The organism is Petrotoga sp. 9PWA.NaAc.5.4 (assembly GCF_002895485.1).
Lineage (GTDB): Bacteria > Thermotogota > Thermotogae > Petrotogales > Petrotogaceae > AZRK01.
Window position 1 is genome coordinate 242,458 of the sequence record NZ_AZRK01000001.1, and the last position, 25,385, is coordinate 267,842.

Below are 25,385 nucleotides of genomic sequence, written 5' to 3' on the forward strand. Positions count from 1 at the left end.
TAAAACCCAAGTTTTTATTAACGCTCGTTTATTCTAACTTATTCGACGCTTGTACCAGAAAGAAGGACTCTCTTTCAAACTCACTTTAAATTCAAAATATCGTTTTTCAAAAATCTTCATTTTAAAACAGGAATTATCAAAAAATCAAAGCCCTTTTTTATCTATCATGTCGCTTATTTCTTTAAGTTGCATGCTTCTACTGGGATGTCTCAATTTTCTTAAAGCTTTCACTTCTATCTGTCTTATTCTTTCTCTTGTAACATTAAAAAAAGCCCCTACTTCCTCTAAGGTTTTCATTTTACCATCTAATAATCCATACCTCATCTTTAGGACAGCTGCTTCCTTAGGCCTTAATGTTTCTAAAACTTTTTCTATCTCTTCTCTTAATATCATTCGAACAGCTGTTTCTTCCGGCTTTTCAGCATTTACATCCTCTAAGAAGTCCCCTATGTAAGACTCTTCATCTTCTGAGTTACCAATAGGGGCATCAACAGAAATCGTTTCTTTGGTTGCCAAAAGAATCTCATCCATCTTTTCTAACGGTTTATCTAACAATCGTGCAAGTTCTTCTGTTGATGGATACTCTCCATTTTCTTGTAAATATTCTCTTATAACTTTATTCATTCTATTAATAGTTTCCACTAAATGCACAGGTATTCTTATGGTTCTTGCCTGATCAGCTATAGCCCTTGTAATAGCTTGTCTTATCCACCAAGTCGCATAAGTAGAAAACTTGAATCCTTTTTTCCAATCAAATTTATCAACAGCTTTCATTAACCCGATATTTCCTTCTTGAATTAAATCTAAAAAACTTAAACCTCTTCCAGTATATCTTTTGGCTATACTGATAACCAATCTTAAATTGGCTTTTACGAGTTCATCTTTTGCTTTTTTGTCGCCTTTTTTTGCTCTAATCGCTAATTGCCTTTCTTTTGAAGGAGTCAAAAGTTTTATCTTACCTATTTCCCTTAAATATATCTTTATTGGTTCATTTGTTAAATTGTTGTCAAATACTTGAGAATCTGTTTGTTCAAAAAGAAAATCTAAATCTTCACTATAAAAACTATCTCTTTCATCCAAATCATTATCTTCCAATGAATTTTCTATAATTTGTATACCCTCAGTTTCCAACTTCTCATGTATTTTTTCCAAAAATTCGCTATCTATGACATCTGCTAATTCTTCAGGTATGCAATCATCTATATCTTTATAAGTTATGACATTATCTTTTTCTTTCGCTAATTTTAATAATCTATCTAATCCTTTTTCTAACTGACTTATATATTTATCTTTATCTCTTTTTATTATTATCTGATCTTTTCCTATAAACTCAACTTTCTCAATGTCTTCGATGATTTCAGAAAAAGTGGTCTGTGTTTTAACTTTTTGCATGAGCTAATTTACCTCCATGTCAGACTCAATTTATACTACCTTTAAAAATTCTAAAAATTAAGTTTTGCCAATATTTTAGTTTTAAATTTATTCAAGAATACCTTCTCACTTCTAATCCTTACTAATTCCTAATTTCTTTACCCTCTTCGGTACTTGTACCTAAGGAAGAAGAGGGTTCCGCCCTGGACCCATTTTAAATTCAAATGCTTGTTTTCTGAAAATTTCCATTTCTAAAGTACCTAAATTCAATTTATAGTTTTAAGCTTGCTGTATAAACTTATTATTTGGGAAACTATCTGCGTTTTTTCTGATGGTTCTTCAGCCATATGCAACTTATTTTTCAGCTCTTCTATTTGTCTATTAATTCTAAAACGCTTAATGCTTTCTTTTAAGGAAGATAAAATCCTTTCTGGATCAAAATAATAGTCAATTTTCCATATTTCTGTTATCAAATTACTTAATTCAGGAGAAGCATTTTCTAATATGAACCCAAGATTATTGTTTTCTTCCATCAATTTTAAAAATTCTTTAATTACACTATCTTGAAAATCTTTTTCGTTAAAGAAATCTTTTAATATATTCTGATACTGTGGATATTTTATCCAAAGGTATAAGTAAGACTTTGCAATATCGTATCTTATTCCTTTTTCCAAAGATAATTGATTATTTGCAAGAAATGAATCGTTTTTTTTCAGTCCAAGAGGTTCTTTATTTATAAAATTAGAAGCCCTTTCAAAGATTTTTTGTATGTAGTTTTTATCTTTTAAAGTTTTTTCAGAAACGACTTCTAAAAAACTGTTTAAATAACTTAATCTTCCAGCATTCTCAAATTTTTTGTACCAGATAGTCATCTCTTGTAAAAATTTTTCCAATCCAAAATCATTGCTCAAATCATATTTTTCGGCATAATAATCTACAATAAACTCATGAAATTTATACGAAGTTTTTAGTATTTCTGCTATATAACTCTTATCTTTTTTCTTAACTAACTCATCAGGATCCTTCGCCGGATATTTAGCTACTGCTATTTGAAAATCTTTAGAATATAAGGCTTCTATAGTAGATAAAGTAGCTTTTTTACCAGCTTCATCCATGTCATACATCGTTATTATTTTATTTGTAGACTTTAAAATATCAAGAGCATGATCTTTAGTAAAAGAAGAACCTAAAATTGCAGTTGTATTTTTAAATCCTAATTTGTAAAGAGAAATTACATCAAAATAACCTTCTACTATTATTGCAAAATCATTTTCTTTTATAAATTTTTTTGTCTTGTAATACATATACAAAATCTTTGATTTTTTAAAAAATCGATTTTCAGAAGAATTTATATATTTTGGAAGATTTTCATTTTCGTTTATTAGTCTTCCGGAAAATCCTACCAACAATCCCGAATTATCTCTAATCGGTATAATCAAACGGTTATAAAAAAATTCTTTATCCTCTAAAATCAACCTGTTATTAATTGCAATCTGCTTATCAAACATGTTTTCTTCAAGAACTTTTTTTACTTCATTACCATTTGCAAACCCCAACTCAAACTCTTCAACTAAATCCTTATCAATACCTCTTTTATTTAAATACTTCCAAACTGAACTATAAGATGGCAAATTTAAAAGAGTATTGGTATAAAGCTTTGAAACTTCTTCATTTAAAAGAATTTCATCAGGAACAGAATTTTGATTTAACTCAACCGTGATTCCTGCATAAGATCCCAATTTTTTTAAAGCTTCTAAAAAACTAATCTGCTCATATTTTTCTAAAAAAGTTATTACATCTCCATGCGCCCCACATCCAAAACAATGAAAAGTTTGTGTATCTGGAAAAATATAAAAAGAAGGAGTATCTTCAGTATGAAAAGGACATAAGGCAGAATAATTCTTACCTTTTTTGTTCAAAGATAAATAAGAATTGACGAAATCTACAATGTCTACTTTATTCTTAATTTCGTCAATTACTTTTCTGATATTATCATAATCTTTTTTCATTGTAATTCACTTATCCTTGTGAACCACAATTTTTTTAAACCCGAAAGAAAATCAGGAAAGAATTCTATATATAAGATATTATCTCTTGGAAAATTGTGGTCTTTTTCTTGCTTTTCTTAAACCGTATTTTTTCCTCTCGACTTCCCTGGGATCTCTCTTTAAAAGACCTTCTTTTTTCAAAATAGGCCTCAATGATTGATCGTATTGAAGTAACGCTCTTGCTATTCCTAAACTAATAGCTCCGGCTTGACCACTTAAACCTCCACCATTTACTCTTATCACTAAATCAAATTGATCTTTTAAATTTGTAACATAGAGTGGCTTTAAAGCCGCTATTTCCCATACTTCGTTTCCTATAAGATAATCAACCAATTTTTCATATTCTTTACCATTTACTTTAACTTTACCGGTTCCCGGCCTCAAATGAACTCTTGCAACTGAAGTTTTTCTCCTACCTGTTCCATAATATTCAACAAGATCCGCCATTACTTTGACCTCCTAATTAAATTTTTTCTAAATCTATCTTCTTAGGATTTTGTGCTTGATGTGGATGATTTGGCCCCGAATATATTTTTAATTTTTTTATCATCTGTTTCCCTAAGATAGTTTTTGGCATCATACCTTTAATAGCTAATCTTAATACCTTTTCCGGCTGACGCGTAATCATTTTTTCATACGAAATTTCTTTCAATCCACCCGGATATCCACTATAATGTCTATAAACTTTTTGAGCTTCTTTTTTCCCAGATAAATTTATTTTATCTGCATTTACAATAATAACAAAATCACCTGTGTCTACATGAGGTGTGTAAATTGGCTTATGTTTACCTTGTAATATTTTAGATACTCTTGAAGCAATTCTTCCAAGAGTATGACCTTCTGCATCCACCAAATACCACTCTCTTTTTATTTGCCCTTTCTTAGCTTGATAAGAGGGCTGAACTAATTTGGAATTCAATTCAAAAACCTCCTTATTGTTTTCTTTTTTTCTAACTTCTTCAGCACTTGTAACCGATAGAAGGCCTCAACTACTTTAAAAGCGCGTAATTAGTAATCTTAGTTTTCTTAAAAATAATATGAGCAATCAATGAGTCAGCAAAAAACTTAATGAAATTAAAAAGTAACACTAACCAAAAAAATATTTGCAAATTTATTCCCAAACTATTAACAAACATATCAGTAGGTTGATTAGTATAAATAGGTATAGAAACAAAATAATTTAATAAATAAGCTACTATTCCTGTTAGAATTGAAGTTATAACATAATTGATCCATATATTAATTTTAATTTTGTTTTTTAAAAAGTATAAAAGAGTAATGAAAGTAGTACCTGCGATAAAATTCATGAAAATTCCTATGAGCCCACCGTCACCTGATCGAAAAATAAACAAAAAGCTCTTTATTATCAAAGTGAAAAAACCAGGCACATAACCATATACCATGGTCATCAAGATTATTAAACTGTCACTTGGATCAAATTTTAAAAAAGGCAATAAAGGTATAATGGGAAATTCTATAAAAGTTAAAAGGAACGATAATGCGCCAAATATACCTATCAAAGCCAATCTACGACTTTTCATTTCATTTACACTCTTTCTTGATCATATACACTTACATATTTTCTATTATTTTTTGTCTCAAATTTTACAACCCCATTAATTTTTGCATAAATGGTGAAATCTCTTCCCAATCCAACATTATTTCCCGGATGTATTTTTGTACCCCTTTGTCTAACTATTATTGATCCCGCATTTACTCTTTTGCCTTCAGATGCTTTTACACCAAGATATTTAGGATTACTATCTTTTTTATTCCAATCTGAACTTTTTTTTGCGAAAAGTTGTAAATTAATTTTCATGATCTAACCTCCACTTTGATATTTCTTGGATAATCCTTAGATATTGACTTCAAACTTTCAATTAAGTAATATATCATTTTTATGGAAAAATCCGTACTCTTTGTAACTTTAATTTCTAAATATCCATCGGCTTTATTATAATCACCCACGCCTTCTCTTTTTAATATTTCGGCTACAAATTGTGATAAAGAACTAACTGCACTACAAACTATATCTCTTCCATAAGATGAAAAGAGAGCATGTCCCCTTATCTCAACTCGAGGCATTTGCGAATAATAATAAATTACCTTTATCATATTAAATCAAATTATCCTTGAATTTCTTTGACTTTTAATGCAGTGTATGGTTGTCTATGACCTTTTTTTCGTCTATAATTTTTTCTTCCCTCAAATTTTACTATTTGAACTTTCCTATCCTTGCCATGTTCAACAACTTCAGCTACAACTTTAGCGCCATCAACGTAAGGGGTTCCCACTTTAGAATTTTCATCAGTTTTTAAGAATAATACTTTATCTAATGTAATTTCATCGCCAGCTTCAACGCTTTTTACTTTTTCTACATATATAATCTGCTCTTCTTCTACTTTATATTGCTTACCACCAACATCAACAATAGCGTACACAAGTACACCTCCTCTTTCTATAATAATACTCACTTTAAAAATTCTAAAACTTAAGTTTTATTAATATTTTAGTTTTGATTTTTTATACAATTACGCAACTATTAGGTGAAGAAACATCAATTAGAAAAATCCATCTGATTATTTTACCATCTAAATCATTTTAAAACATTAAATATTTGTTAATTTTAAAAAAAATCAGCAAGATTTTTACTACTCAAAAAATCTTCTACTATTTTAGCCTGATCAGGATATATATATTTTAACTGATAATAAATTTCTTGGAGCTTTTGCAAAATATTTTGATTAAGAGTTAAATTATCCAGGTAACTCTTTAAATCATATCCATTTTGTATAAAAGCATAAGGATCTTCTAAAAAATCAACTAAGTTTTCCTCTTCCCATTGGAGCACTAACTTAGCAACGTCTGGATAAATAAACTCTATTGAACTAACAGAATCTTTTATCTTCTCTTTTAACTCAAAATAAGAATAATTAAGTTTTATAGAATTTAAAAAAGTTAAAACATCTTTTCCACTGGCAATAAATTCAAGTGGATCATCAAAAAAGGAAATTGCTGCATTCAGGTCCTGCAAACTCGAAAACACAGGAACACCTTTGCTTTCTCCCAAATAAAGAAATGACATTGCTATATTCTTAGCAATAGGTACAGCCGTTGTTGAAGATAAAATATTTTTCCCTTTTACAATAACAGAAAAAACTTCTTTTCCCGTATATCCTACAAACCATGCAGATTCTTCAGAAGTTCCTGTTTTACCATGTAATTCAATATCCTTAATGTTTGCGGATTTTGCAGTTCCTTCCAAAACGACACTTCTCAATAACGAATTCATTTTTGAATAACTTTCATTTTTTATACTGTTTACTTTTCTTTCAATCTTAGGGTATCTTTTGTATATTAAGTTCCCTTTTCTATCGTAAACTTCTGAAATTACATAAGTAGATGGAATTATTCCATAATTCGGAAAAATTGTATAAGCTTTTGCTAAATCATGTGGACTTGTCTCTACTGTCCCTAAAGATATAGTTAAATCATTTGGATAATTACCTATGAGCCCAATATCTTGTAAAAGAAAATTGGTTATCGTTTCTATAGATTTTTGAGGAGAAATATCAATGTGCATCGCCAAATAAATAGAAGGAATATTTATAGAATTTATGAGGGCTTCTTTTAAAGTCACACTTCCTCTAAAAGTATTATCAAAATTTTTTGGTTGCCAATCACCAAATTTCATAGGTTGATCGGGTAAAACCGTATAATCTTGATATCCTTTTTCAAAAGCTAAAAGATAATAAAATGGCTTTATCGCCGAACCTATTTGTCTCTTAGAATAAAACGTATCAAACTCTCCACCCCAAAAACTTAAAATTTCCCCCGTTTTATTGTTTAGAACAATTGCAGAAGAACTGGCATCTAAGCTGACAGAATCAAAAAGGTTTTTATTATAAGTTGTTTTTATTGTATAACCACCACCAGCTAATCCGATCTGTTTTTCTTCAGATTTTATTCTGTATATTAAATTCAAATACTTATCCTGCGAAGATGAAGACGGAGAATAAAAAATTAAATTGTCTATTTCTTGTGCTATACTCTCTTTACTATTCATCAAAAAATTATCAGGGAGAGAATTTAAGAGAATATGGGCTTGTTCTTTAGCCCTTTCTGGATATTTGTAAGGATTATATATTTCAGGACCATTTATTATACCTACCAAAACCAACATTTCCTCAATATTTAAATTTTCTACATCTTTACCGAAATATCTTTTAGATGCGGCACCAAACCCAGATATATCATTTCCTAAATAAACACTATTTATATAACCTTCTAAAATTTCTTCTTTTGTGTAAGCCCTTTCTAAAAAAAAAGCCAACATAATATCCATAACCTTTCTTTTAATATTTCTTTCATTAGTTAAATATACCGTTTTTGCTAATTGTTGCGTAAGAGTACTTCCACCTTGAACAATCGAAAAATTTTTTATGTTTATCAATGCAGCTCTTGTTAAAGCTTTAAGGCTAATACCATTATGTTCAAAAAAATCTCTATCTTCTGACCATAGAAGAATATAAATTAGTTCTACTGGGACATCTTCCAATTTCACATACTCATATTTAGTCGGAAAAATCATTTCATTATTATCAAATAAATATGTGTTATAATTAGAATCAGTCAAGAAAATAGAGAAAGAATTTTTGTAAAAGTTTTGGACATAAAAAAATAAAATGAAAAAAATAGATATTCCTACAACAAAACCTATAATAAAATCTTTTATTTCTATACACCTCCGCTGTAACTTCTTTACATTAAAGAATATAAAAATATTTCTTTTTTAGACTATTGAATATCATATCACATTATTTTTTATCAAAATTAAAATATTATGATAAAATATGATGGAGATAGAAGTCTTTCATAAAAGTCTTTAAATTTTAAATATATCGATAAAAAAAGAAAAAGTTAATGTAATACTGAAAAGTATAATAGACGTTGTGTAAAATTTGATTTTAAATTGAGAAAATAGATATGTAAATGGTACGATCACCAAGAATATGTAAAAATACCTTACATGGTGTCTCCAATTGAGAAGTTATTTTTGAAAAATGATTTTTTTGTTTTACAACGGATCCAAGGCAGAGCTCAATTCTCATCGACAGAGACATGTCGGAGTGAAAGTATAACAGGGTGTGGTATATCCTTCACTCAAAGTATTGACTAACTTAATAAAATAGATAATTAGTGACTTTAGAAATGAGAAATTTTCTAAAAATGAGGTTTTGAATTTTAAAAGGGTTCAAGTCGCAGCCCTTTTCCCTCTTTTTCGGTAAAAATACCGAAGAAGAAAAAAATAGTCAATTGGTCAGAATCTGAACGGTATTTTATAAAAAATTGATTTTTTTAGGAGGTAGATTAGTATGTCAGGGCATAATAAGTGGGCAAATATAAAACAAAGAAAAACCACCCAAGATGCAAAAAGATCAAAAATGTTTACAAAGTTAATTAGAGAGCTTACTGTAGCCGCACGAGAAGGAGGCAGTGATCCCGAAGCTAATCCAAGATTAAGAACTGCGATAGATAACGCCAAAGCTGCTAATATGCCAAAAGATAAGATTGAAGCAGCTATAAAAAAAGGAACTGGTGAATTAGAAGGCGAAGAACTAACTGAAATAATGTACGAAGCGTATGCTCCAGGAGGAGTTGCATTACTTATTTCTGTAGTTACGGACAACAAGAATAGGACTGCTCAAGAACTAAGACATGTTTTATCAAAATGGGGAGGTTCCTTAGCCGAATCTGGATCAGTATCTTGGAACTTTGAACGCAAAGGCTTAATTACTGTCCCTAAAGAAGAAATAGAAGACTTAGATGAATTTATGCTTGCGACTATTGAATCTGGGGCTGAAGATATAGATGAAACTGCTGACCCTATTGAAATTGTTACTTCTCCAGAAAATTTGACAAAAGTCAGAAACACTTTAAAACAAATGGGATATACGGTGCGAGATCAATTAACTTATATCCCAAAAACTACCGTTAAATTATCCGAAGAAGATGCAGAAAAATTATTGAAATTGTTAGATGCGTTAGACGATATGGATGATGTTCAAGAAGTATACGGCAATTATGATATAGCTGATGAGGTTATGGAAAAATTGGCTGCAAATATGTAGTAAATTTGATCATACTTTGGTAGGGGAGTTAGCTCCCCTTTTGTTAACTTATAAAGGAATTTCAGAAATAAAATTTTAAAGATACTTATTTTTTATAAAGAAAGGAAAAGAATATGATAAAAAGGATTACAATGTTTATTTTTTTCGTTTGGTTCTTGTCAATTTTTTCTTTTCCTAATCAAACTTCTAAAGTTTCACTGTTAGGAGATTTTACACCTATATTAAAAAATGAGATTACATTTAAATTAACTTTAGAGGATATATATCAAGCTGATATTAGCTATTATTTTGAAATTTCTAATGAAAATATTTATTTTTCTAATTATGACCAAATAGTCAATTACTTTAAATTTTACCAACCAGGATTTGAAATATCTTATCGAAATCCGGAAGATAGAATTGATCCATATTTTTTAATTGAAAATTTTGATGGTTTCACAATGAGTTTGGATAATTTCATGAACTTTTCATTTAAAAACCTTAATTTAGGGATAATCTTTGATGAATCTTTTTTTAGCTTGTCTTATTGGACACAACTCACTGATTTATCAAACTCAAAAGTAGCTATGACTTTTAATTCTCCCAAAAATTTAGGTATTTCTATAGGATTTGAGGAGAAAATAAAATATTATTTTAAAGTAGGAGATTTACTTTTTTCCACAAATAAAAATTATATAGATTCTGTTTATATTTTAAACAAAGATTTTAGGCTGAAATATGAATCAGATACAGGAAAGCTTACCATAGATTCTCTTTATTTTGAAAAAAATGAAAATAATTTTTATTTTAGAATTCCTCTGAATAAAAATCTATTTTTTACTTTTTCTAATTTGGGCTTAGGGATTTCTTTTTATATTGATTTATATCGATCAAAATAATGCTATTTACTCAAATAAGAGCTTTGTAAATAAAAATTACGTACGTTATTTGAATATTAGGAGATAAAAATGAATGAATTTTATAATTCTATATATGATGATAAAGATTACGAATCATTTTTAAACAATCTAATTAAATATTTCAACTTAGATTTAAAAGGTTATAAGCAGCATAGATTAAGAAGAAGAATAGATATTTTATTGAAAAAATATAACTTAAAATCATATAATGAATACTTTGAAATGCTTAAAAAGAATCCTGAAAAATGGAATGAATTTTTAGATAAGCTTACAATAAACGTCACGGAATTTTTCAGAAATCCTGAAAAATGGGAGTTTCTAAAAAATGAGATATTAAAAGATTTAATAAAAGAAAACAACGGCAAATTAAAAGCATGGAGTGCTGGGTGTTCAACAGGTGAAGAACCATATACATTAGCTATTATTTTGCATGAATTAGGAAGTTTAAACAAAGCTGATATTATTGCAACCGATTTTGATTCAGGTGCTTTAGAAAAAGCAATAAAAGGTATTTACTCCGAAAAAAGTCTTGTAAATCTTTCAAAAGAAATGAAAGATAAATATTTTATTAATCTTGGAGATAGTACTTATCAAATAAAGGATTTCATTAAACATAGTGTTTTATTTAAAAGAATGAATCTCTTATATGATACATTCGATAAAAATTTTGATTTAATTGTATGCCGAAACGTTGTGATATATTTTGATAATGAAGCAAAAGAAAGGTTATACAAAAACTTTTTTGAATCTTTAAAGCCTGGTGGAGTGCTTTTTGTAGGTTCTACAGAAAGAATTTTTAACTACAAAGATATAGGTTTTTCTTCTATAGCACCTTTTTTCTACAAAAAAGAAAAAAATGAATCTGGTAACACTTTCGTAGAAAGGAAATAACAAAGTCTTCTTTCTTTGATACTATGTACTGAAAATAAGTAGAGACATTATACATGGGCATCTTCAATAAAACAAAATTGAAGCTTTTGTATGTTAAAACAGTTAAACTTGGTTATGCGATTGAAAAATTAGCCAATAAAATTCAGAATTAAGAATTTCTAAATTTAGTAAAAAATACTATAGGGCCTTTAGAAATGAAAATTTTCTAAAAATAAACTTTTGAATTTAAATGGGTCCAGGGCGGAGCCCTCCGCCTCTCTTTCGCTACACGTAGCGAAAAAGTTAAAAAAATTAGGAATTAATGATGATTAGAAGCAGGAAGATATTTTTGAATAAATTTAGGGCTAAAATATTGGTAAAATTTGAATTTTGGAATTTCTAAATTTAGTAAAAAATACTATAGGGCCTTTAGAAATGAGAATTTTCTAAAAATAAACTTTTGAATTTAAATGGGTCCAGGGCGGAGCCCTCCCCCTCTCTTTCGCTACACGTAGCGAAAAAGTTAAAAAAATTAGGAATTAATGATGATTAGAAGCAGGAAGATATTTTTGAATAAATTTAGGGCTAAAATATTGGTAAAATTTGAATTTTGGAATTTCTAAATTTAGTAAAAAATACTATGTAAGGAGGAAATATAAACTAAATGGAAAAAATTAAAACTATGACTCTGCAATGGACTGGTGACAGCTTAATTTTGATTGATCAAAGATTTTTACCACTGGAAGAAATATACGTTGAATGTAAAACCTATGAAGATATTGCCAAATCAATTAAAGATATGGTAGTTAGAGGTGCTCCTGCAATTGGTGCCACAGCTGCTTTCGGATATGTTTTAGGGGCAAAACAGTTTCAAAATCTTTTAGATAAAAACACCTTTTACAAAGAACTTCAAAAAATTAAACAAACTTTATCTCAAACACGTCCAACGGCTGTAAACTTGTTTTGGGCTCTACATAGGATGGATAAAATCGCAAAAGATAATCTAAATTCAAAAGAAATAGTACAATTAATAAATATTTTAGAAGAAGAAGCTCTCAAAATTGCTTATGAAGACATAGAAATAAATAAGGCTATCGGAAAAAACGGAGAAAAACTCTTGAATGATGGAGATACAGTTTTAACTCATTGTAATGCGGGAGCTTTGGCTACAGTAGACTACGGTACAGCTTTAGGGGTTATAAGAGCCGCAATTGAAAACGGTAAAAAAATCCAAGTATATGCTGATGAAACAAGACCTTACTTACAAGGTGCTCGATTGACAACATGGGAATTAATGAAAAGTGGTATTAAAACTACTTTAATAACAGACAATATGGCTGGTTGGGTTATGAAACAAGGAAAAATAAATGCTGTTATAGTAGGTGCGGATAGGATAGCAAGGAATGGAGATGTAGCAAATAAAATAGGAACATATTCAGTCGCAGTATTGGCAAAAAGGCATGGAATACCTTTTTATGTTGCAGCTCCGTTATCAACCATAGATGTTGAAACCAAAACAGGAGAAGATATCCCCATAGAAGAAAGAAGCAAAGAGGAAGTTAGATATTGTCACAAAGTCAGATTGGTGCCCGATGAAGTAGAGGTATATAATCCTGCTTTTGATGTAACTCCCAATGAATTAGTTACGGCAATAATAACTGAAAAAGGTATAATAAGAGCACCTTATGAAAAAAACATAACAAAGCTTTTTGAATTGTGAGAAGATAGGAAATAACTTAGGAGGAAACTATATTGAAAGTTTTAGTATTAAGTGATCTTCATATCCCAATAAAAGCCGAGCTCGATTCTTTAAAAAAATTGAACTTTGATATATATGATCAGATATTTTTGCTTGGCGACATTGTAGATGTGGAAGTATTAAACTATTTAGATAATCAAAAACCTATTTTACAAGCCGTCCATGGAAACATGGACGACTTTTATATTAAGAATAAACTTCCTGAAAAAATTGAATTAAATATTTATGATAAAAAGATAGGGCTAATACATGGGCATCAAACAGGACCAGCTATCCCTGAACGTTTGATTAAGTATTTTAAACATCCTTTAGATCTTATGATTTTCGGTCATTCACATGTCCAAGAAAAAATTAAGATAAATGACACTATAATTTTGAACCCAGGAGCTCTCTGCGACGGAAATTACGCAGAAATTACCTTTACAAAAGATAATATTCAAATAACTTTACTTCACATTTAGTAAAATTTCATTACTAGAACCCACTGTTCCTTTCCAATACATAGTGTAGGAAATAGCGGGAAGTATTTTATATGTCCCACTATTTAATAGTCTAAAATAATACTCATATTCTCCTTGCTTATATCCGCCCGAGAAAAATGCTATCTTTTCTGCTCTAATTTCCATACCACTATACCAATAGTTCCAAGGAGAATACCAATTATAATAAAATTTGGTAGATTGTGAAATATTTCTTTCAGAATAATTTCTTAATATTTGAATATTTCCGGGTAAGTGGTCTTCAGTTACCAAGAAGGATGGAATATCAGACTTCATTTTTATTTTAACTTTTACTATATCTCCTTCTTGAAAGTAGGTGTTTTGATTATTTTCGAAAACTATTTTGTAAAGTCCTAAAGGACCTATATTTCTTGAATTACCCTCGAATTTTACATCTCCAAAAATCTCGATAGAATCATCTGATATTTGAGAAATCTTATAAGCCGATATAGGAAATAATTTATTTAATTTTTTATTTTCAACATCATACCCATACATAACATTTGAAAATAATATTATTTTTCCGTCTATTATATCTAAATCATTAAAATTACCTGGTAACTTCTCATATTTGTTGTCAAGATATAAATAATCTTCCTGTGATTTATCAGATTCTAAAAGCAAAACTGGTTTTTCGTTCATAAGAGCTAAAGATTTAATATTACCATCCATAATAAATTTTTTTATAGAATTTTGATTTATATTATATTCATACAAAATTTCATTATTTATTACATAAACCCAATCAGAGTTTTTAATTAACATTTTGGGTTTTTCAATAATATAATCGTTAATATGAATTTGATTCTCACGCCCGTTATATCTAATGATCATTTCTTCATCTTCATAAATATTTTGAGATACGAAAGTGTTATACCAAATTAATTGCCCATCCTTTTCCAAAATGTTAGAATCTTCTACACTTTCTAATGATGCAGGAATTTTAGATTCTTCTATACTAATAAAAGCATCTAACATATAGTTATTATTTCCTTTTTTCCCTTTAACATCATATTTTTTATATAATAATTTATCTAAAGTTATTCCACTGTTACTTATCGACGGTTCTATTACATTTTCTTCTTTTATTTCATATAAACCTTGATCATATAGATATATATCGTTTTGGGAAACTATAAATTCATTTTTTTCATTCGAATACTTTGCTGTTGAATATATAGAAAAATTATTTTTATATTTTAATAGAATATCAAGCATTTTAGCGGACTCTTTTGTTGAATACCACGAATAACCTTCTCTATTGGATATTAAATATTTGAATACTTTCAATGTAATTGAAGCGTGCGGTACTTCTTCAAGCAACAAATCAAGCAAAATAGCATTTACTTCAGTCACCGAATAGAAATAATCCTTATCAAAATAATCTAAGTAAGCAATATCTTCCTTTTCAACGATCTTAGATAGAACAGTTTCTAAATTATCTTTATTAAAAAATGTGTAATATATTTCATCTAAGATATCTTCAGGTTCATAACTTATATCTATTCCATACAATCTTAGCACATAATAAACAAATCCAGAAACCACGTTTTTCTTTAAATAACTTAAACCCTTTGAAATAGTCCCTTGTGAAACATAATATCCACTATCTTCTATCTTTTTTAAACCAAACATCACGTATGCAGACATTTCTGGATCTGACTTCTCGCTATTAGACCACCATCCCCATCCACCATCATCTTTTTGAGATTTATAAAGCAATTGAAGAGAATTGATTATTTTCAAATCAATATCTTCAATCTCGTAACCCAAACTCTGAGCAGTTAATAAAGGATAAATAGTCGATACTATTTGTTCACTACAGCTATATGGATAGTTTTTTATATAATCCAATAAATCATTTGTAAGGGTGTTTAAATCAAATGGCCTAAATTCTTGGCCTTTTTTTATCGTATAACCTTGAGTTGTATCTACCAATTTTATAACATCTCTTATAATTTGATCATCTCTCACTATAAAAGGAAGTTTTACTATGTCATAGGCAAAATCGAAGGTTATTTCAGTTTCACCATTTTCAAAAGCAGAAAGTTTTAGTTTTATAATTTCCTGTGAATTAGGTAAAATCTCTATTTCTCCTTCATTTGGTGTAATTTGGATTTTTTCATTATTTATAGATATATTGTACTTTATCTGTCTGATTTCGTTGCTGTTATTGTATGCAACAAGGTAGAATTCTGCATTGTCTCCTTCAATTGCAAAGTTGGGAAGTAAGGGCCTTATATAAAAATCAATGTTACTTTTGAAGGAAACTGTTTCTTTTTTCATTTTAATTCCATCGTAGCTAAATCCATGTGAGGTTATTCTCCATGTAGTTAGTGAATCTGGATTTATAAATACTATCTCTGCTTTTTTATCCTGGGTTTTTAAAAAAGGAACCCATAAAGCAGTATCCGGAAAATATTCTCTTCTATTTGTACTTAATTCGTTGCTTCCTTTGTAAGCTCCAAAAACTTGACTTTCTTCTAAAGACAGTCCATAATATTTATAAGGAAGATAAAGATATGTATTTCCTGTTGAAATAGTTGGCTCTATATAGTACATTTCTGGATAAAGTTCATTCATAATATTTTTTCTGTCTTCAACTAATTGATAAATTCCTTCGTCTACGACACCTAAGGTAAAAACACCATCTTCAGAAGCCTCTATTGAGATTCTTACTTCTTCTTTTGGTTTATAAACCTCTTTGTTTGTATTAATTTTATATTCATAAGTCAATTTTTCCATTTTGCCTAAATCTATGGATCTCTGTAATATTTCCGGCCCTTTTTGAGTAAGCAAAACTGCGTAGACAAAAATGTTTCTTTCAAGTAAATTTTGGGGAATTGTGAAAACATACTCCTTTTTATTTTGATCGTATTCTATTACCTCATATATATTTCTTCCTGCTAAAAAAATTAATCCATTGGTTTTTACGTTTGTTTCTATAGCAAACACAACTTTATCATCTTCTATTTGAAATTTTGAAAAAGTAGATTGAGTTGTTTTAACATAAGGAGAAACATAAACATTTAAATCAGCGGTAGAATCTTTAAAAGAAAGTTCAATCCAATAGTTTGCCTCTTCAGAAAAGGTATAAATAAAGTTAAAATAACCATTTTCAACATAGATATTAAACTCATCTATTGCCTCATTTAATGTTTTGAGAGCTTTTTGATCCCATATTTTCTTGTAAACAGTTACTTTCATTTGTCCATTTTGAAGTATGTCTTCTCTATCTGTTATAGTACCTTCAAAAGTTAAATTCTCATTAGGTTCACCTTGAAAATATCTATTTTCAAGATTTATCATATAGCTCCCATCCATAACTCTGACTTGGCAAACTTCTTGCATTTGTCTTTGACTTTCGTCAACAATAATCACTTCTAATGTATAATAACCTTCATGGCCATCTTGCACTTTTATTGGAATATCTAAAATCCCATTCTCATTAGAATATGTAATAGCTTGATAAAGTAAGCTCCTTCCTTCATAGCCAAAGTATGCATCATAATAAACATATAAAGAAACTTGTGCATTTTTCACAGGTATACCATTTAGATACTCTAATTTTAATTGGTAATCTATTACTTCATCAGTAAAATATTTTTCCTTAGGTGTTGTTATATTTGCTGTATATTCTGGTTTTACATATTCTTGAACATAAAATCCATATGTGTATTTTTCCTCATTTTGTTTATATAGATCTATACGATAATATCCTAAAGGTGCGGACTTTGAAATATAATATTGACCATTTGCACCTCCAAATTCATCAGAAGTATACGTTTCTGTATAAATTTTATTCCCAGCAGGATCTAAGATGTCTATATTAATTTCTTGATTATTTTCAAAAACGTAAGTACTATCTTCTTGCTTGTAAGAAATAATTCGAAAGTTAACCATTTGATCTGGTTTATAAAGAGGTCTATCAATAATAATTTGAATAGGGTTATCTTTATACAATTCAAACTTTTTATAAATATTTTGATACCTTATACCAAATTTATTCTGAATTACAATCTTTTCTAAATTAGATATTTCACAGGTTAATTCAGACACATTGTTATAACTAATTGTTTTATCGTTAGCACCTTGTAAAATGATTCTACTATCAACCTCATTTAAAATTTTTAAATCATATACTTTTATATATAGTTTCTCTCCATCGTAAGTGAAAATAAAATCTGTATCTGTGACTAATACTTCTTCAAAAGACTTATCCTGATTACCTTGAAATTCGAAGAAATATAAACCCAAATCTTTTAGCATAAACTTTTCACTTATTTCACCATCAGAGTTCGATCTGATAGTCTTTGAAAATAAAAAAGTCTTTTCAGCTTCTTCTAACGTCCTATGATTAACAATAACATCGATTGGATAATCAATCTTATATACTTTCATAAAAACTTGAGTTTCATTGAACCCAACAAACTCAATTTCTTCTCCACTTCTTATAACATTGTTTCCCCTTAAATAAACGTATGAAAAACCAAATGTAACTAAAAAAACGATAAATACTAGAAAAACAAATATTTTTTTCATTTTTTCATCCCCCAATCCCGTTATCTATTTTAATTACTCAATATATTTTAAATAATTTTCTCTAATTTCATTTTCCTTAGCTATATTAGAGTATATTTTAGCAAAATTCCTTAAAGTAAAAAATTGATTCTCGAAATTCACACTATATAAACCATTTTTCAACACTAAATTTTTGTCCTTATGATCTACAAGAGAATTGTAGATATAGCCAAAAACTCTGCGATTCTCTGATATAAAATGATTAACATTATATAAAGTATTTATAAGATAATTGCTTGTAAACCCCTCTTTTGATTGTTCTATAGAATTTTCACTTATTAAAATAGGTAAGTCAAACCTTTTTGAGCTTTCTTTAAGAACCTGCTCTAATCTAAACTGACGGCTTTTTGACTTATTTTCTTCTTTTTGATTAAAAGCCTTAATTAGCTTATCAAATTCATTTATATCCGAGAAAATATTATTAAAGTTTATACCTATGAAATCTATACTCGATTTATTATATTCTTTATCTTCAAATAATTTGTTTTTCCCATATACTAATGTATCAAAAAAAGAAAAAAAATAATCTATTGCTTCAATATTTTTATTTAAATTATTAAATATATATGAATTATTAATTAGATTGTTAGCAAAATTTTCTGAAATCGAACATTTAGCGTAGGGATTAATTTTTTTTATTTCTATATAAACCCTTGAATACAAAGAAAATAAATTTTCGAAAGTATTTGAAATTATCGCTAATCGTTCTTTCCCTTTGAATAAAAATGAACGTATTAAAAATACCATCGGATCATTTAAAATACTGTAATATTGAACTTTATTGCTCATAGATTCTACAAAATTTTTTATAGCACTTAAAAAATCTCCATTTTTTTCATTTTTAAATTCATCAGTATTCCAAAACTCTATTGAAAAAGGAAAATTCATATCTATCAAAGTTACTATGGGTTCTATATTCATTTCAGAAAGTTTATTTATAAAATCTCTATATAAAAAAATACATTCATATTGGTCTAAAGACATATAATTCCAATCAATACTGAATCGATATGCATTTAAATTCAATTTTTTTAATAATTCTATTTGTTTATTCAAATTTTTTGAAAAGCAATTAAGTTTTTCCTTTTTATTAGTAATATTGGGTGAATCTTCCTCCAAAGAAAATATGGGGGTGTTAGCCCCCCAAAAAAAGTCTTTAGGAAAAATTATTCTATCCATAAACTTTCACCTACTAAATTTTTATTCGTATCTCAAAGCCTCAACAGGACTTAATTTAGCTGCCTGGTTTGCTGGATATATACCAAAGAACAACCCAATAGCTGCAGAGACTCCAAAGGAAAGAATTATAGATCTCCACGTAATAAGTGCATTTAATCCAAAGGCTCTACCAAAATATGCTATCAACGTCGAGAGAAGTCCTCCCAATATCATACCGATTATACCAGCTACAATTGTTAAAACAACACTCTCAGTTAAAAATTCTAATAATATCCTTCTGCGCGACGCTCCTATTGCCATCTTTATGCCTATTTCTCTAGTCCTTTCTTTAACAGTTACAAGCATAATATTCATTATTCCTATTCCACCTACTACAAGAGAAATCGCAGCTATACCAACAAGTATTACATTCATAATACCAGTTATTTGATTTACCGCCTCTAAAATCGCATCCTGACTTAAAATATTATATTTGTTGCTGTCTTGAAATTTTCTGTAAAGGTAAAAATCGGTTCCCATCGTTGCCAGTTCAGCACTTTTTTCATCTACTGCAGACACAAAAATTTGATTTGTTCTACCATTCATGTGAAACAATCTATAGTCAGCTACATTATAAGGCACTATTACCATATTATCTACATTAAATAATAATCTACTACCAGTTTTTTTAATGACACCTACAATTTCAAAAGATACTTTCCTACTTCCTTGATTATTAGTTTGAATAATATTGATTTTTTCTCCAACAACATTTTGACGACCAAACAATTTATCAGCTATATTATATCCTATTACTGCAACACCTAAGATTTCTTCAACATCAGATTCTTCTAACGCCCTTCCATAAGCAACTTCAAGGTTCATTATTTCGAAAAAATTTGGTAAAACTCCAAAAAGCGATCCTGTAGTATTTTGCCCCGTACTTTTACTTTCTACAGTAAAATTTGAGTTCAAGATACCTGTTGCATTTTTTACACCTGGAACCATGTTTTGAATATTTATAGCGTCACTGAATTCCAACGGCTGAGATGCAAAACGCGAATAAACTGAGGAAGTAACCATAATTATATTGGATCCTAAAGATGAAACAGTCTCATTAATCTCTTGTCTTGCTCCGTCTCCTATAGCTATTATGGTCATTACAGCTCCAACACCTATTATTATACCAAGCATAGAAAGAAAAGTCCTTAATTTATTAGAAAGCAAAGATCTAAAAGTTTCTTTAAGTATTTCCAACTGCATTCACCTCAATTGACTCAATTCTACCATCTAAAAGTTTAACTATCTTTGTTCCTTCATCTAACATTTTTAAATCATGTGTAACAACAACCAAAGTCTTACCCATATCATTCAATTTTCTAAATATCTGTAAGATCTCTTGCCCGCTTTTTGTGTCCAAATTTCCCGTAGGTTCATCAGCTAAAATAAACGCAGGGTCGTTTGCCAATGCCCTTGCAATGGCAACTCTTTGTTGTTGACCCCCCGAAAGTTGTGTCGGCTTATGATGCAATCTATCTCCTAACCCCACTAAATTTAGCTGTTCTATAGCAATTTCCCTTCTTTTTTTAGGAGGAATCCCTCCATATACTAACGGAAGTTCAACATTTTCAACGGCACTTAATTTGGGTAACAGATTAAAACTTTGAAATATAAAACCTATTTTCTTATTTCTAACTTTAGCTAATTCATTACCTTTAAGTTTTGAAACTTCTTTTCCCTCTATAAAAACTTGTCCTTTAGTTGGTTTATCCAAACATCCAAGTATCTGTAAGAGAGTAGATTTACCACTTCCGGAAGGACCTATTATTATTGCATATTCACCTTCTTCGATGTTAAAAGAAACACCCCTTAAAGCCTCAACTTGTACTTCTCCCATTTGATATATTTTCCAAACATCTTTTAGTTCCATAACAGACATTAGAATCCACCTCTTCCTGGTCTTGAACCTCCGGCAGGAACTGTCGGCATAACTGTGGGAATACCTATAGAAATCCCATATTGTTGCATTAACCTTTGTATCTCTTTTTCTGAAGGTAATATAAGTATCGTATCTTCCGCTCTTAACCCAGAAATCACTTCAACCATAGTATCTGTTTCTCTTCCAGTTTCTATTTGAACTGGCTCCATACCTCCATCTGATGTTTTTTTATAAACAATTTTTACATTATTCGGACCTTTTTGAATAGCATCTTTCGGAATAGCAACCGTCCCTTCGAGTTTCAAAGTAACAATCTCAACGTCAGCTGTCATACCAGAAACAATTTTATCACTATCAGGTATATTCTCAAGTTCTATTTCTATTGGTATAACTACTATTCCCACATCCGTCGAAGACACTGGACTTATCCAACTAATCTTTCCAGGTAATTCTAAATTTAAAGAATTAAATTTTACGGAAGCTTCCATGCCTTCTTCTACAAAAGGAAAATCTATTTCATCTATCTTGGTTGAAACTTTTAAATTATTTTTATCTACAATAGTAAAAGCAGCTGTAGATGTATTAACTGTCGTCCCTTCTGAAACATTCACTTGACTTATAATTCCAGAAATGGGGGCCGTTATTTCTATAGATTCTAAATTCTTTTTAGCTTGTTCTAATTGTAATCTTTTTACCTCTTTCATTCTTTCGGCTAAATTTGTAGATGATTCATAATCGTTCAATGCATTCAAATATGCTGTTTGATATTGTAAGTCATCTATTTTAGCTAAAACTTGTCCTTTTTCTACGAAATCACCTTTTTCTACATAAATCTCTACTATCTCACCAGAAACTTTTGGATACACTGACTTTACATCTGCTTCAACGTTTCCTACTACTTCTATAGAATCTCCCACTTCTCCTGATTTTACCTTATATTCTAAATATACAGGAGGAATTCCACTTGCTTGATTTGTTTTTGTAGCATTACCAGTTGGAATGATTATTATCCCTATAACAATAACTGCTACTATTACTATCGCCCATATTATTATCTTTCCTCTTTTTTTCAATTTTTATCACCCCAAATATCTACATAATATTGTTGCCTTATTCTTAATTCATTTAACAATAAACTGTTTTCTGTATTTTCTTTTGTAAGTTGTGCTCTTTTCAAACTGATTTCAGAAAGTTCTAAATCTTCTCTTGTTATATATCCTTTATTGTATAAATCTACATTCTTGTTGTATTCATCTAAAGCATTATCTAAATCAATTTGATTTATATTCAAATCATAATTCAACATCTTGTTATTAGTTTCAAGACTCCTAACTGTTTCTTCTACTTTTTTTAAACTTTCATCGTATGTTAGCATCGCAAAATTCGACTTCATATTATTTGATACTAACTGTCTTTCTCCTTTGTCTAATATTGTTAATTCAAATCCTATACCTATACTCCATTTGTTTTCTTCTTTAAAGGGAGAAAAAGACAAATTTACATTTTTAAATGGTATATAAGGTATGAACCAAAAATTCTTTTGGATATTTGATGCTTCTTCTTTAAGTTTCAACGATTTTAAATCAAGCCTTTCGTTTATGTTTTTTGAATAATTTTGATTACTATTTATTAAATTTTTTACTATATTTTTTGTTTGGTTATACAGTTCTTCTGAATATTCAAAATATTCTAAACTTGCATTACTTGATTTTAAACCTTCTAATGTTTTTTGAGCACTCAAAATTTGTTTTTCTATGTTTTTCTTAACATCTTCGTCTGTAGATGCTTGATACTTATTTTGTAATATCTCTAATTCCTTTTGTGATAACTCGATCATCTTTTCGTTGTAGTGTCTATTGAATATATCTTCAACAGTATCAATAAAAATATTCGTTTGAACAAAATAATACTTTGAAAGCGCATCATAATAACTTGCCTCAGTGTTTAATCTTTCTACTCTGTCTAATTTTGTTAAATCGCGAGACAATCGAATATTAATATCTTCTGATTCCGGAGTTTCTATATTCCATTCATCTTTCACATTAAAAGTAAAGGGAAAAGAAAGAGCTACACTGGCTCCCCATACTTCTAAAAAGTTCACATTAAAAGATAATTTATAACCTTCTGTTTCTCCTAATCCTCCAAAAACAAGACCTGCAACTGAAGTTGGTCCTGTTGTTCCTAATTTAATTGTATCGAACGATAAACCTAAATATGGCATAAAAAAATTATCTATTTTATTCATATCTACTTGTGCACTTTCTAATCCAAGCTTTGCTTGTGCATACGATGAACTTTTATATAAATTTTCATTATATAACTCTTCAAAAGTCGTTCCATACAACATTAAGACTCCTGTAAGTAGGCTTATAGTTAAAATCAAAAATTTTTTCACAATCCTACCTCCTCAGGGCTCCTTCCTGTATCTATTAGGTAGTTTATATAAGCTTTAATATAATTCTTTAAGCTATCATAATAATTTTTTTGAGCTGTTAAGTAATTTATATTTGCTGTATTTAATTCTATCTCTGATACTAACCCTTTATCGAATCGTCCTTTTGTATCGTTGTATGTGCTTTGAGCTAAATCCATTCTTTCTTTCAGGTTTTGTAAAGTTTTGTAAAGAGTCTCTATAGTGTTTTTTGTAGTTTTATGCATATCAATAAGGGTATATTGTAGATCTTCCAGTGTTAAAAGATTCTTTTGATGTGTAACTTCCGCTATTCGTCTATTGTATTGAGAAGCATTGTATGGTAAATTATTTAAATCGTATTGAGACATTTCGACATTCAATAAAGCTAACTTTAAATTATAATTTTTGTTTAAATACTCTTCATCCGTTACAAACAACCCTTCATATTCAGGAATCTTTAGTTCTATTTGTCTATAATCTTCGTTGTATACTTTTTTTAAATTATCCACAGCCGTTTCTAAATTCAGCTGTACAGTTTCTAAATTGGTTTGTGCATCTTTTACGTTTAATTCGGAGTTCTTAAGCTGGTCATTCGATATTAATCCTCTATTGTACAATTCTTGGTTGTTATTGTAATCAATCTGAGCATTTTTCAGTTGTAAATTAGCAATATCTAAATTTATTTCTTGGGTATAAACATTTAAAACACGATCCAAAATATCTGAGTAATACTCTTTCATTGAGGCATTATAACTTGAAAGTCCATTGTAATAAGCAAGTTCTGCTGCTAATTCTGCCTTTTTGTTCACTGCTTCTATCTTCGCTTTTTCATAATCAAGATTCGTAATTTCAAGATCCATCTGAGCTTTTTTATATATAGCACTATTTGCTTTTGATGTATCAAACACCTCTGTTAAATTTGTTGAAAATACACCTACTACCAATAAAGACATAACTCCTAACAATATAACTTTTTTCACCATCTTCTTCCTCCTTAGTTTTATATTTAGTCACTTTAGAAATTTTAAAGTTCATATTTTATCAATAGTTTAGCGTTTAACTCTTTATAAAATACCTCTCCCATTCTAACCCTTACTAATTCTTAATTTCTTTAGTTTTTCGGTACTTGTACCGAAGAAATGGGGAGGGGGCTCCGCCCTGGACCCATTTTAAATTCAAAAGCTTATTTTTAGAAAATTTTCATTTCTAAAGTCCCTATTTATATTTTTATCCGCTTTAGAAATTCCAAAATTTAAATTTTGCCAATATTTTAGTCCTAAATTTATTCAAAAATATCTCCCTACTTCTAATCCTTATTAATTCCTAATTTCTTTACCCTTTTCGGTACTTGTACCGAAAAAATGGGGAGAAGGCTACGCACCGCATCCATATTTAAATTCAAAAGCTTATTTTTAGAAAATTTTCATTCCTAAAGTCTCTATTTCCATTAGGCAAAGCAAAGGAAATCACAAACGATTATAATTAATCATTTTTGTCTTAAATAAAACTTAAAAAATAACTGCTATAAATAAAGAAACCAAAAATACAAAATCAATAATCTTAGCTACAAAGGATTTCCCGCACATAATAAAATTATTTTTTTCACTTGTTATTTTTATTTTACCTCAAAAATTTGCATATTTTATATTTTTGGTATAAAATTATAGTAACATACTAAAAATCTTATAAAAATAAAAATTTATCAAAAAATAATGA

At 29.0% G+C, this 25,385-nt stretch carries 21 protein-coding genes; 5 read left to right on the plus strand and 16 right to left on the minus strand.

Going from position 1 to position 25,385, the window contains the following annotated elements:
- Positions 1-144 precede the first annotated feature (144 nt).
- The 9 genes from rpoD to X924_RS01220 all read right to left on the minus strand — a co-directional run bounded on the left by rpoD (position 145) and on the right by X924_RS01220 (position 8,010).
- Complete coding sequence (gene rpoD, locus X924_RS01180) at positions 145-1,392, minus strand: RNA polymerase sigma factor RpoD (RefSeq protein ID WP_121957114.1); 1,248 nt, start codon at positions 1,390-1,392, stop codon at positions 145-147.
- A gap of 245 nt (positions 1,393-1,637) precedes the next feature.
- Complete coding sequence (gene dnaG / locus X924_RS01185; protein ID WP_121957115.1) at positions 1,638-3,380, minus strand: DNA primase; 1,743 nt, start codon at positions 3,378-3,380, stop codon at positions 1,638-1,640.
- A gap of 78 nt (positions 3,381-3,458) precedes the next feature.
- Positions 3,459-3,866: a 30S ribosomal protein S9 gene (gene rpsI / locus X924_RS01190; RefSeq protein ID WP_121957116.1), complete on the minus strand. Its 408-nt coding sequence runs from the start codon at positions 3,864-3,866 to the stop codon at positions 3,459-3,461.
- 16 nt (positions 3,867-3,882) lie between these two features.
- Positions 3,883-4,338, minus strand: a complete 456-nt coding sequence (rplM, locus tag X924_RS01195) for a 50S ribosomal protein L13 (RefSeq protein WP_121957117.1) — start codon at positions 4,336-4,338, stop codon at positions 3,883-3,885.
- Positions 4,339-4,408: 70 nt separating this feature from the next.
- A complete protein-coding gene (locus tag X924_RS01200; protein ID WP_121957118.1) occupies positions 4,409-4,960 on the minus strand; it encodes an ECF transporter S component in 552 nt (183 codons plus the stop codon).
- Positions 4,961-4,965: 5 nt separating this feature from the next.
- On the minus strand, positions 4,966-5,238 hold the full coding sequence (rpmA, locus tag X924_RS01205) for a 50S ribosomal protein L27 (RefSeq protein WP_121957119.1): 273 nt from the start codon (positions 5,236-5,238) through the stop codon (positions 4,966-4,968).
- The gene (locus X924_RS01210; RefSeq protein ID WP_121957120.1) at positions 5,235-5,534 is read right to left on the minus strand and encodes a ribosomal-processing cysteine protease Prp; all 300 of its coding nucleotides are present in this window, start codon (positions 5,532-5,534) and stop codon (positions 5,235-5,237) included. The genes rpmA and X924_RS01210 overlap by 4 nt, the downstream gene beginning before the upstream one ends.
- Before the next feature lie 11 nt (positions 5,535-5,545).
- Complete coding sequence (gene rplU / locus X924_RS01215) at positions 5,546-5,860, minus strand: 50S ribosomal protein L21 (RefSeq protein ID WP_121957121.1); 315 nt, start codon at positions 5,858-5,860, stop codon at positions 5,546-5,548.
- Positions 5,861-6,045: 185 nt separating this feature from the next.
- Positions 6,046-8,010 carry a transglycosylase domain-containing protein gene (locus tag X924_RS01220; protein ID WP_121957122.1) on the minus strand — a complete coding sequence of 655 codons (1,965 nt, stop codon included), beginning with the start codon at positions 8,008-8,010 and terminating at the stop codon, positions 6,046-6,048.
- A 784-nt stretch (positions 8,011-8,794) separates the two neighbouring features.
- Between X924_RS01220 and X924_RS01225 the strand changes: the two genes are divergently transcribed.
- The 5 genes from X924_RS01225 (at position 8,795) to X924_RS01245 (ending at position 13,539) form a co-directional block, all read left to right on the plus strand.
- Complete coding sequence (locus tag X924_RS01225) at positions 8,795-9,550, plus strand: YebC/PmpR family DNA-binding transcriptional regulator (protein ID WP_121957123.1); 756 nt, start codon at positions 8,795-8,797, stop codon at positions 9,548-9,550.
- A gap of 113 nt (positions 9,551-9,663) precedes the next feature.
- Positions 9,664-10,428 carry a hypothetical protein gene (locus tag X924_RS01230; protein WP_121957124.1) on the plus strand — a complete coding sequence of 255 codons (765 nt, stop codon included), beginning with the start codon at positions 9,664-9,666 and terminating at the stop codon, positions 10,426-10,428.
- Positions 10,429-10,497: 69 nt separating this feature from the next.
- Positions 10,498-11,340 carry a protein-glutamate O-methyltransferase CheR gene (locus tag X924_RS01235; protein WP_121957125.1) on the plus strand — a complete coding sequence of 281 codons (843 nt, stop codon included), beginning with the start codon at positions 10,498-10,500 and terminating at the stop codon, positions 11,338-11,340.
- Positions 11,341-11,983: 643 nt separating this feature from the next.
- Positions 11,984-13,039, plus strand: a complete 1,056-nt coding sequence (mtnA, locus tag X924_RS01240) for an S-methyl-5-thioribose-1-phosphate isomerase (RefSeq protein WP_121957126.1) — start codon at positions 11,984-11,986, stop codon at positions 13,037-13,039.
- A gap of 32 nt (positions 13,040-13,071) precedes the next feature.
- Positions 13,072-13,539, plus strand: coding sequence for a metallophosphoesterase (locus X924_RS01245; protein WP_158245272.1), 468 nt, complete (start codon positions 13,072-13,074; stop codon positions 13,537-13,539).
- Here X924_RS01245 and X924_RS01250 read toward each other — a convergent pair.
- From X924_RS01250 to X924_RS01280, 7 genes are read right to left on the minus strand one after another with little or no spacing between them, the layout of a single operon-like run.
- The gene (locus X924_RS01250) at positions 13,525-18,120 is read right to left on the minus strand and encodes an MG2 domain-containing protein (RefSeq protein WP_121957128.1); all 4,596 of its coding nucleotides are present in this window, start codon (positions 18,118-18,120) and stop codon (positions 13,525-13,527) included. The two genes, X924_RS01245 and X924_RS01250, sit on opposite strands and share 15 nt — an antisense overlap.
- Positions 18,121-18,153: 33 nt before the next feature.
- Complete coding sequence (locus tag X924_RS01255) at positions 18,154-19,338, minus strand: family 1 glycosylhydrolase (protein ID WP_121957129.1); 1,185 nt, start codon at positions 19,336-19,338, stop codon at positions 18,154-18,156.
- A 21-nt stretch (positions 19,339-19,359) separates the two neighbouring features.
- The gene (locus tag X924_RS01260) at positions 19,360-20,574 is read right to left on the minus strand and encodes an ABC transporter permease (RefSeq protein ID WP_121957130.1); all 1,215 of its coding nucleotides are present in this window, start codon (positions 20,572-20,574) and stop codon (positions 19,360-19,362) included.
- Positions 20,561-21,256 carry an ABC transporter ATP-binding protein gene (locus tag X924_RS01265; RefSeq protein ID WP_121957131.1) on the minus strand — a complete coding sequence of 232 codons (696 nt, stop codon included), beginning with the start codon at positions 21,254-21,256 and terminating at the stop codon, positions 20,561-20,563. The genes X924_RS01260 and X924_RS01265 overlap by 14 nt, the downstream gene beginning before the upstream one ends.
- Positions 21,256-22,329 carry an efflux RND transporter periplasmic adaptor subunit gene (locus X924_RS01270; RefSeq protein ID WP_121957132.1) on the minus strand — a complete coding sequence of 358 codons (1,074 nt, stop codon included), beginning with the start codon at positions 22,327-22,329 and terminating at the stop codon, positions 21,256-21,258. Before X924_RS01270 ends, X924_RS01265 begins: the two co-directional genes overlap by 1 nt.
- Positions 22,326-23,651 (minus strand): TolC family protein, encoded by a 1,326-nt coding sequence (locus X924_RS01275; protein WP_121957133.1) that lies wholly within the window; start codon positions 23,649-23,651, stop codon positions 22,326-22,328. The genes X924_RS01270 and X924_RS01275 overlap by 4 nt, the downstream gene beginning before the upstream one ends.
- Positions 23,648-24,652, minus strand: coding sequence for a TolC family protein (locus X924_RS01280; protein ID WP_121957134.1), 1,005 nt, complete (start codon positions 24,650-24,652; stop codon positions 23,648-23,650). The genes X924_RS01275 and X924_RS01280 overlap by 4 nt, the downstream gene beginning before the upstream one ends.
- Positions 24,653-25,385 lie beyond the last annotated feature (733 nt).

Bases quoted from the DNA above. Each gene is read 5' to 3' on its own strand.
- rpoD (WP_121957114.1), bottom strand. From the start codon at position 1,392: ATGCAAAAAGTTAAAACACAGACCACTTTTTCTGAAATCATCGAAGAC.
- dnaG (WP_121957115.1), bottom strand. From the start codon at position 3,380: ATGAAAAAAGATTATGATAATATCAGAAAAGTAATTGACGAAATTAAG.
- rpsI (WP_121957116.1), bottom strand. From the start codon at position 3,866: ATGGCGGATCTTGTTGAATATTATGGAACAGGTAGGAGAAAAACTTCA.
- X924_RS01200 (WP_121957118.1), bottom strand. From the start codon at position 4,960: ATGAAAAGTCGTAGATTGGCTTTGATAGGTATATTTGGCGCATTATCG.
- rpmA (WP_121957119.1), bottom strand. From the start codon at position 5,238: ATGAAAATTAATTTACAACTTTTCGCAAAAAAAAGTTCAGATTGGAAT.
- X924_RS01210 (WP_121957120.1), bottom strand. From the start codon at position 5,534: ATGATAAAGGTAATTTATTATTATTCGCAAATGCCTCGAGTTGAGATA.
- X924_RS01220 (WP_121957122.1), bottom strand. From the start codon at position 8,010: ATGATTTTTCCGACTAAATATGAGTATGTGAAATTGGAAGATGTCCCA.
- X924_RS01225 (WP_121957123.1), top strand. From the start codon at position 8,795: ATGTCAGGGCATAATAAGTGGGCAAATATAAAACAAAGAAAAACCACC.
- X924_RS01230 (WP_121957124.1), top strand. From the start codon at position 9,664: ATGATAAAAAGGATTACAATGTTTATTTTTTTCGTTTGGTTCTTGTCA.
- X924_RS01235 (WP_121957125.1), top strand. From the start codon at position 10,498: ATGAATGAATTTTATAATTCTATATATGATGATAAAGATTACGAATCA.
- mtnA (WP_121957126.1), top strand. From the start codon at position 11,984: ATGGAAAAAATTAAAACTATGACTCTGCAATGGACTGGTGACAGCTTA.
- X924_RS01250 (WP_121957128.1), bottom strand. From the start codon at position 18,120: ATGAAAAAAATATTTGTTTTTCTAGTATTTATCGTTTTTTTAGTTACA.
- X924_RS01255 (WP_121957129.1), bottom strand. From the start codon at position 19,338: ATGGATAGAATAATTTTTCCTAAAGACTTTTTTTGGGGGGCTAACACC.
- X924_RS01265 (WP_121957131.1), bottom strand. From the start codon at position 21,256: ATGTCTGTTATGGAACTAAAAGATGTTTGGAAAATATATCAAATGGGA.
- X924_RS01280 (WP_121957134.1), bottom strand. From the start codon at position 24,652: ATGGTGAAAAAAGTTATATTGTTAGGAGTTATGTCTTTATTGGTAGTA.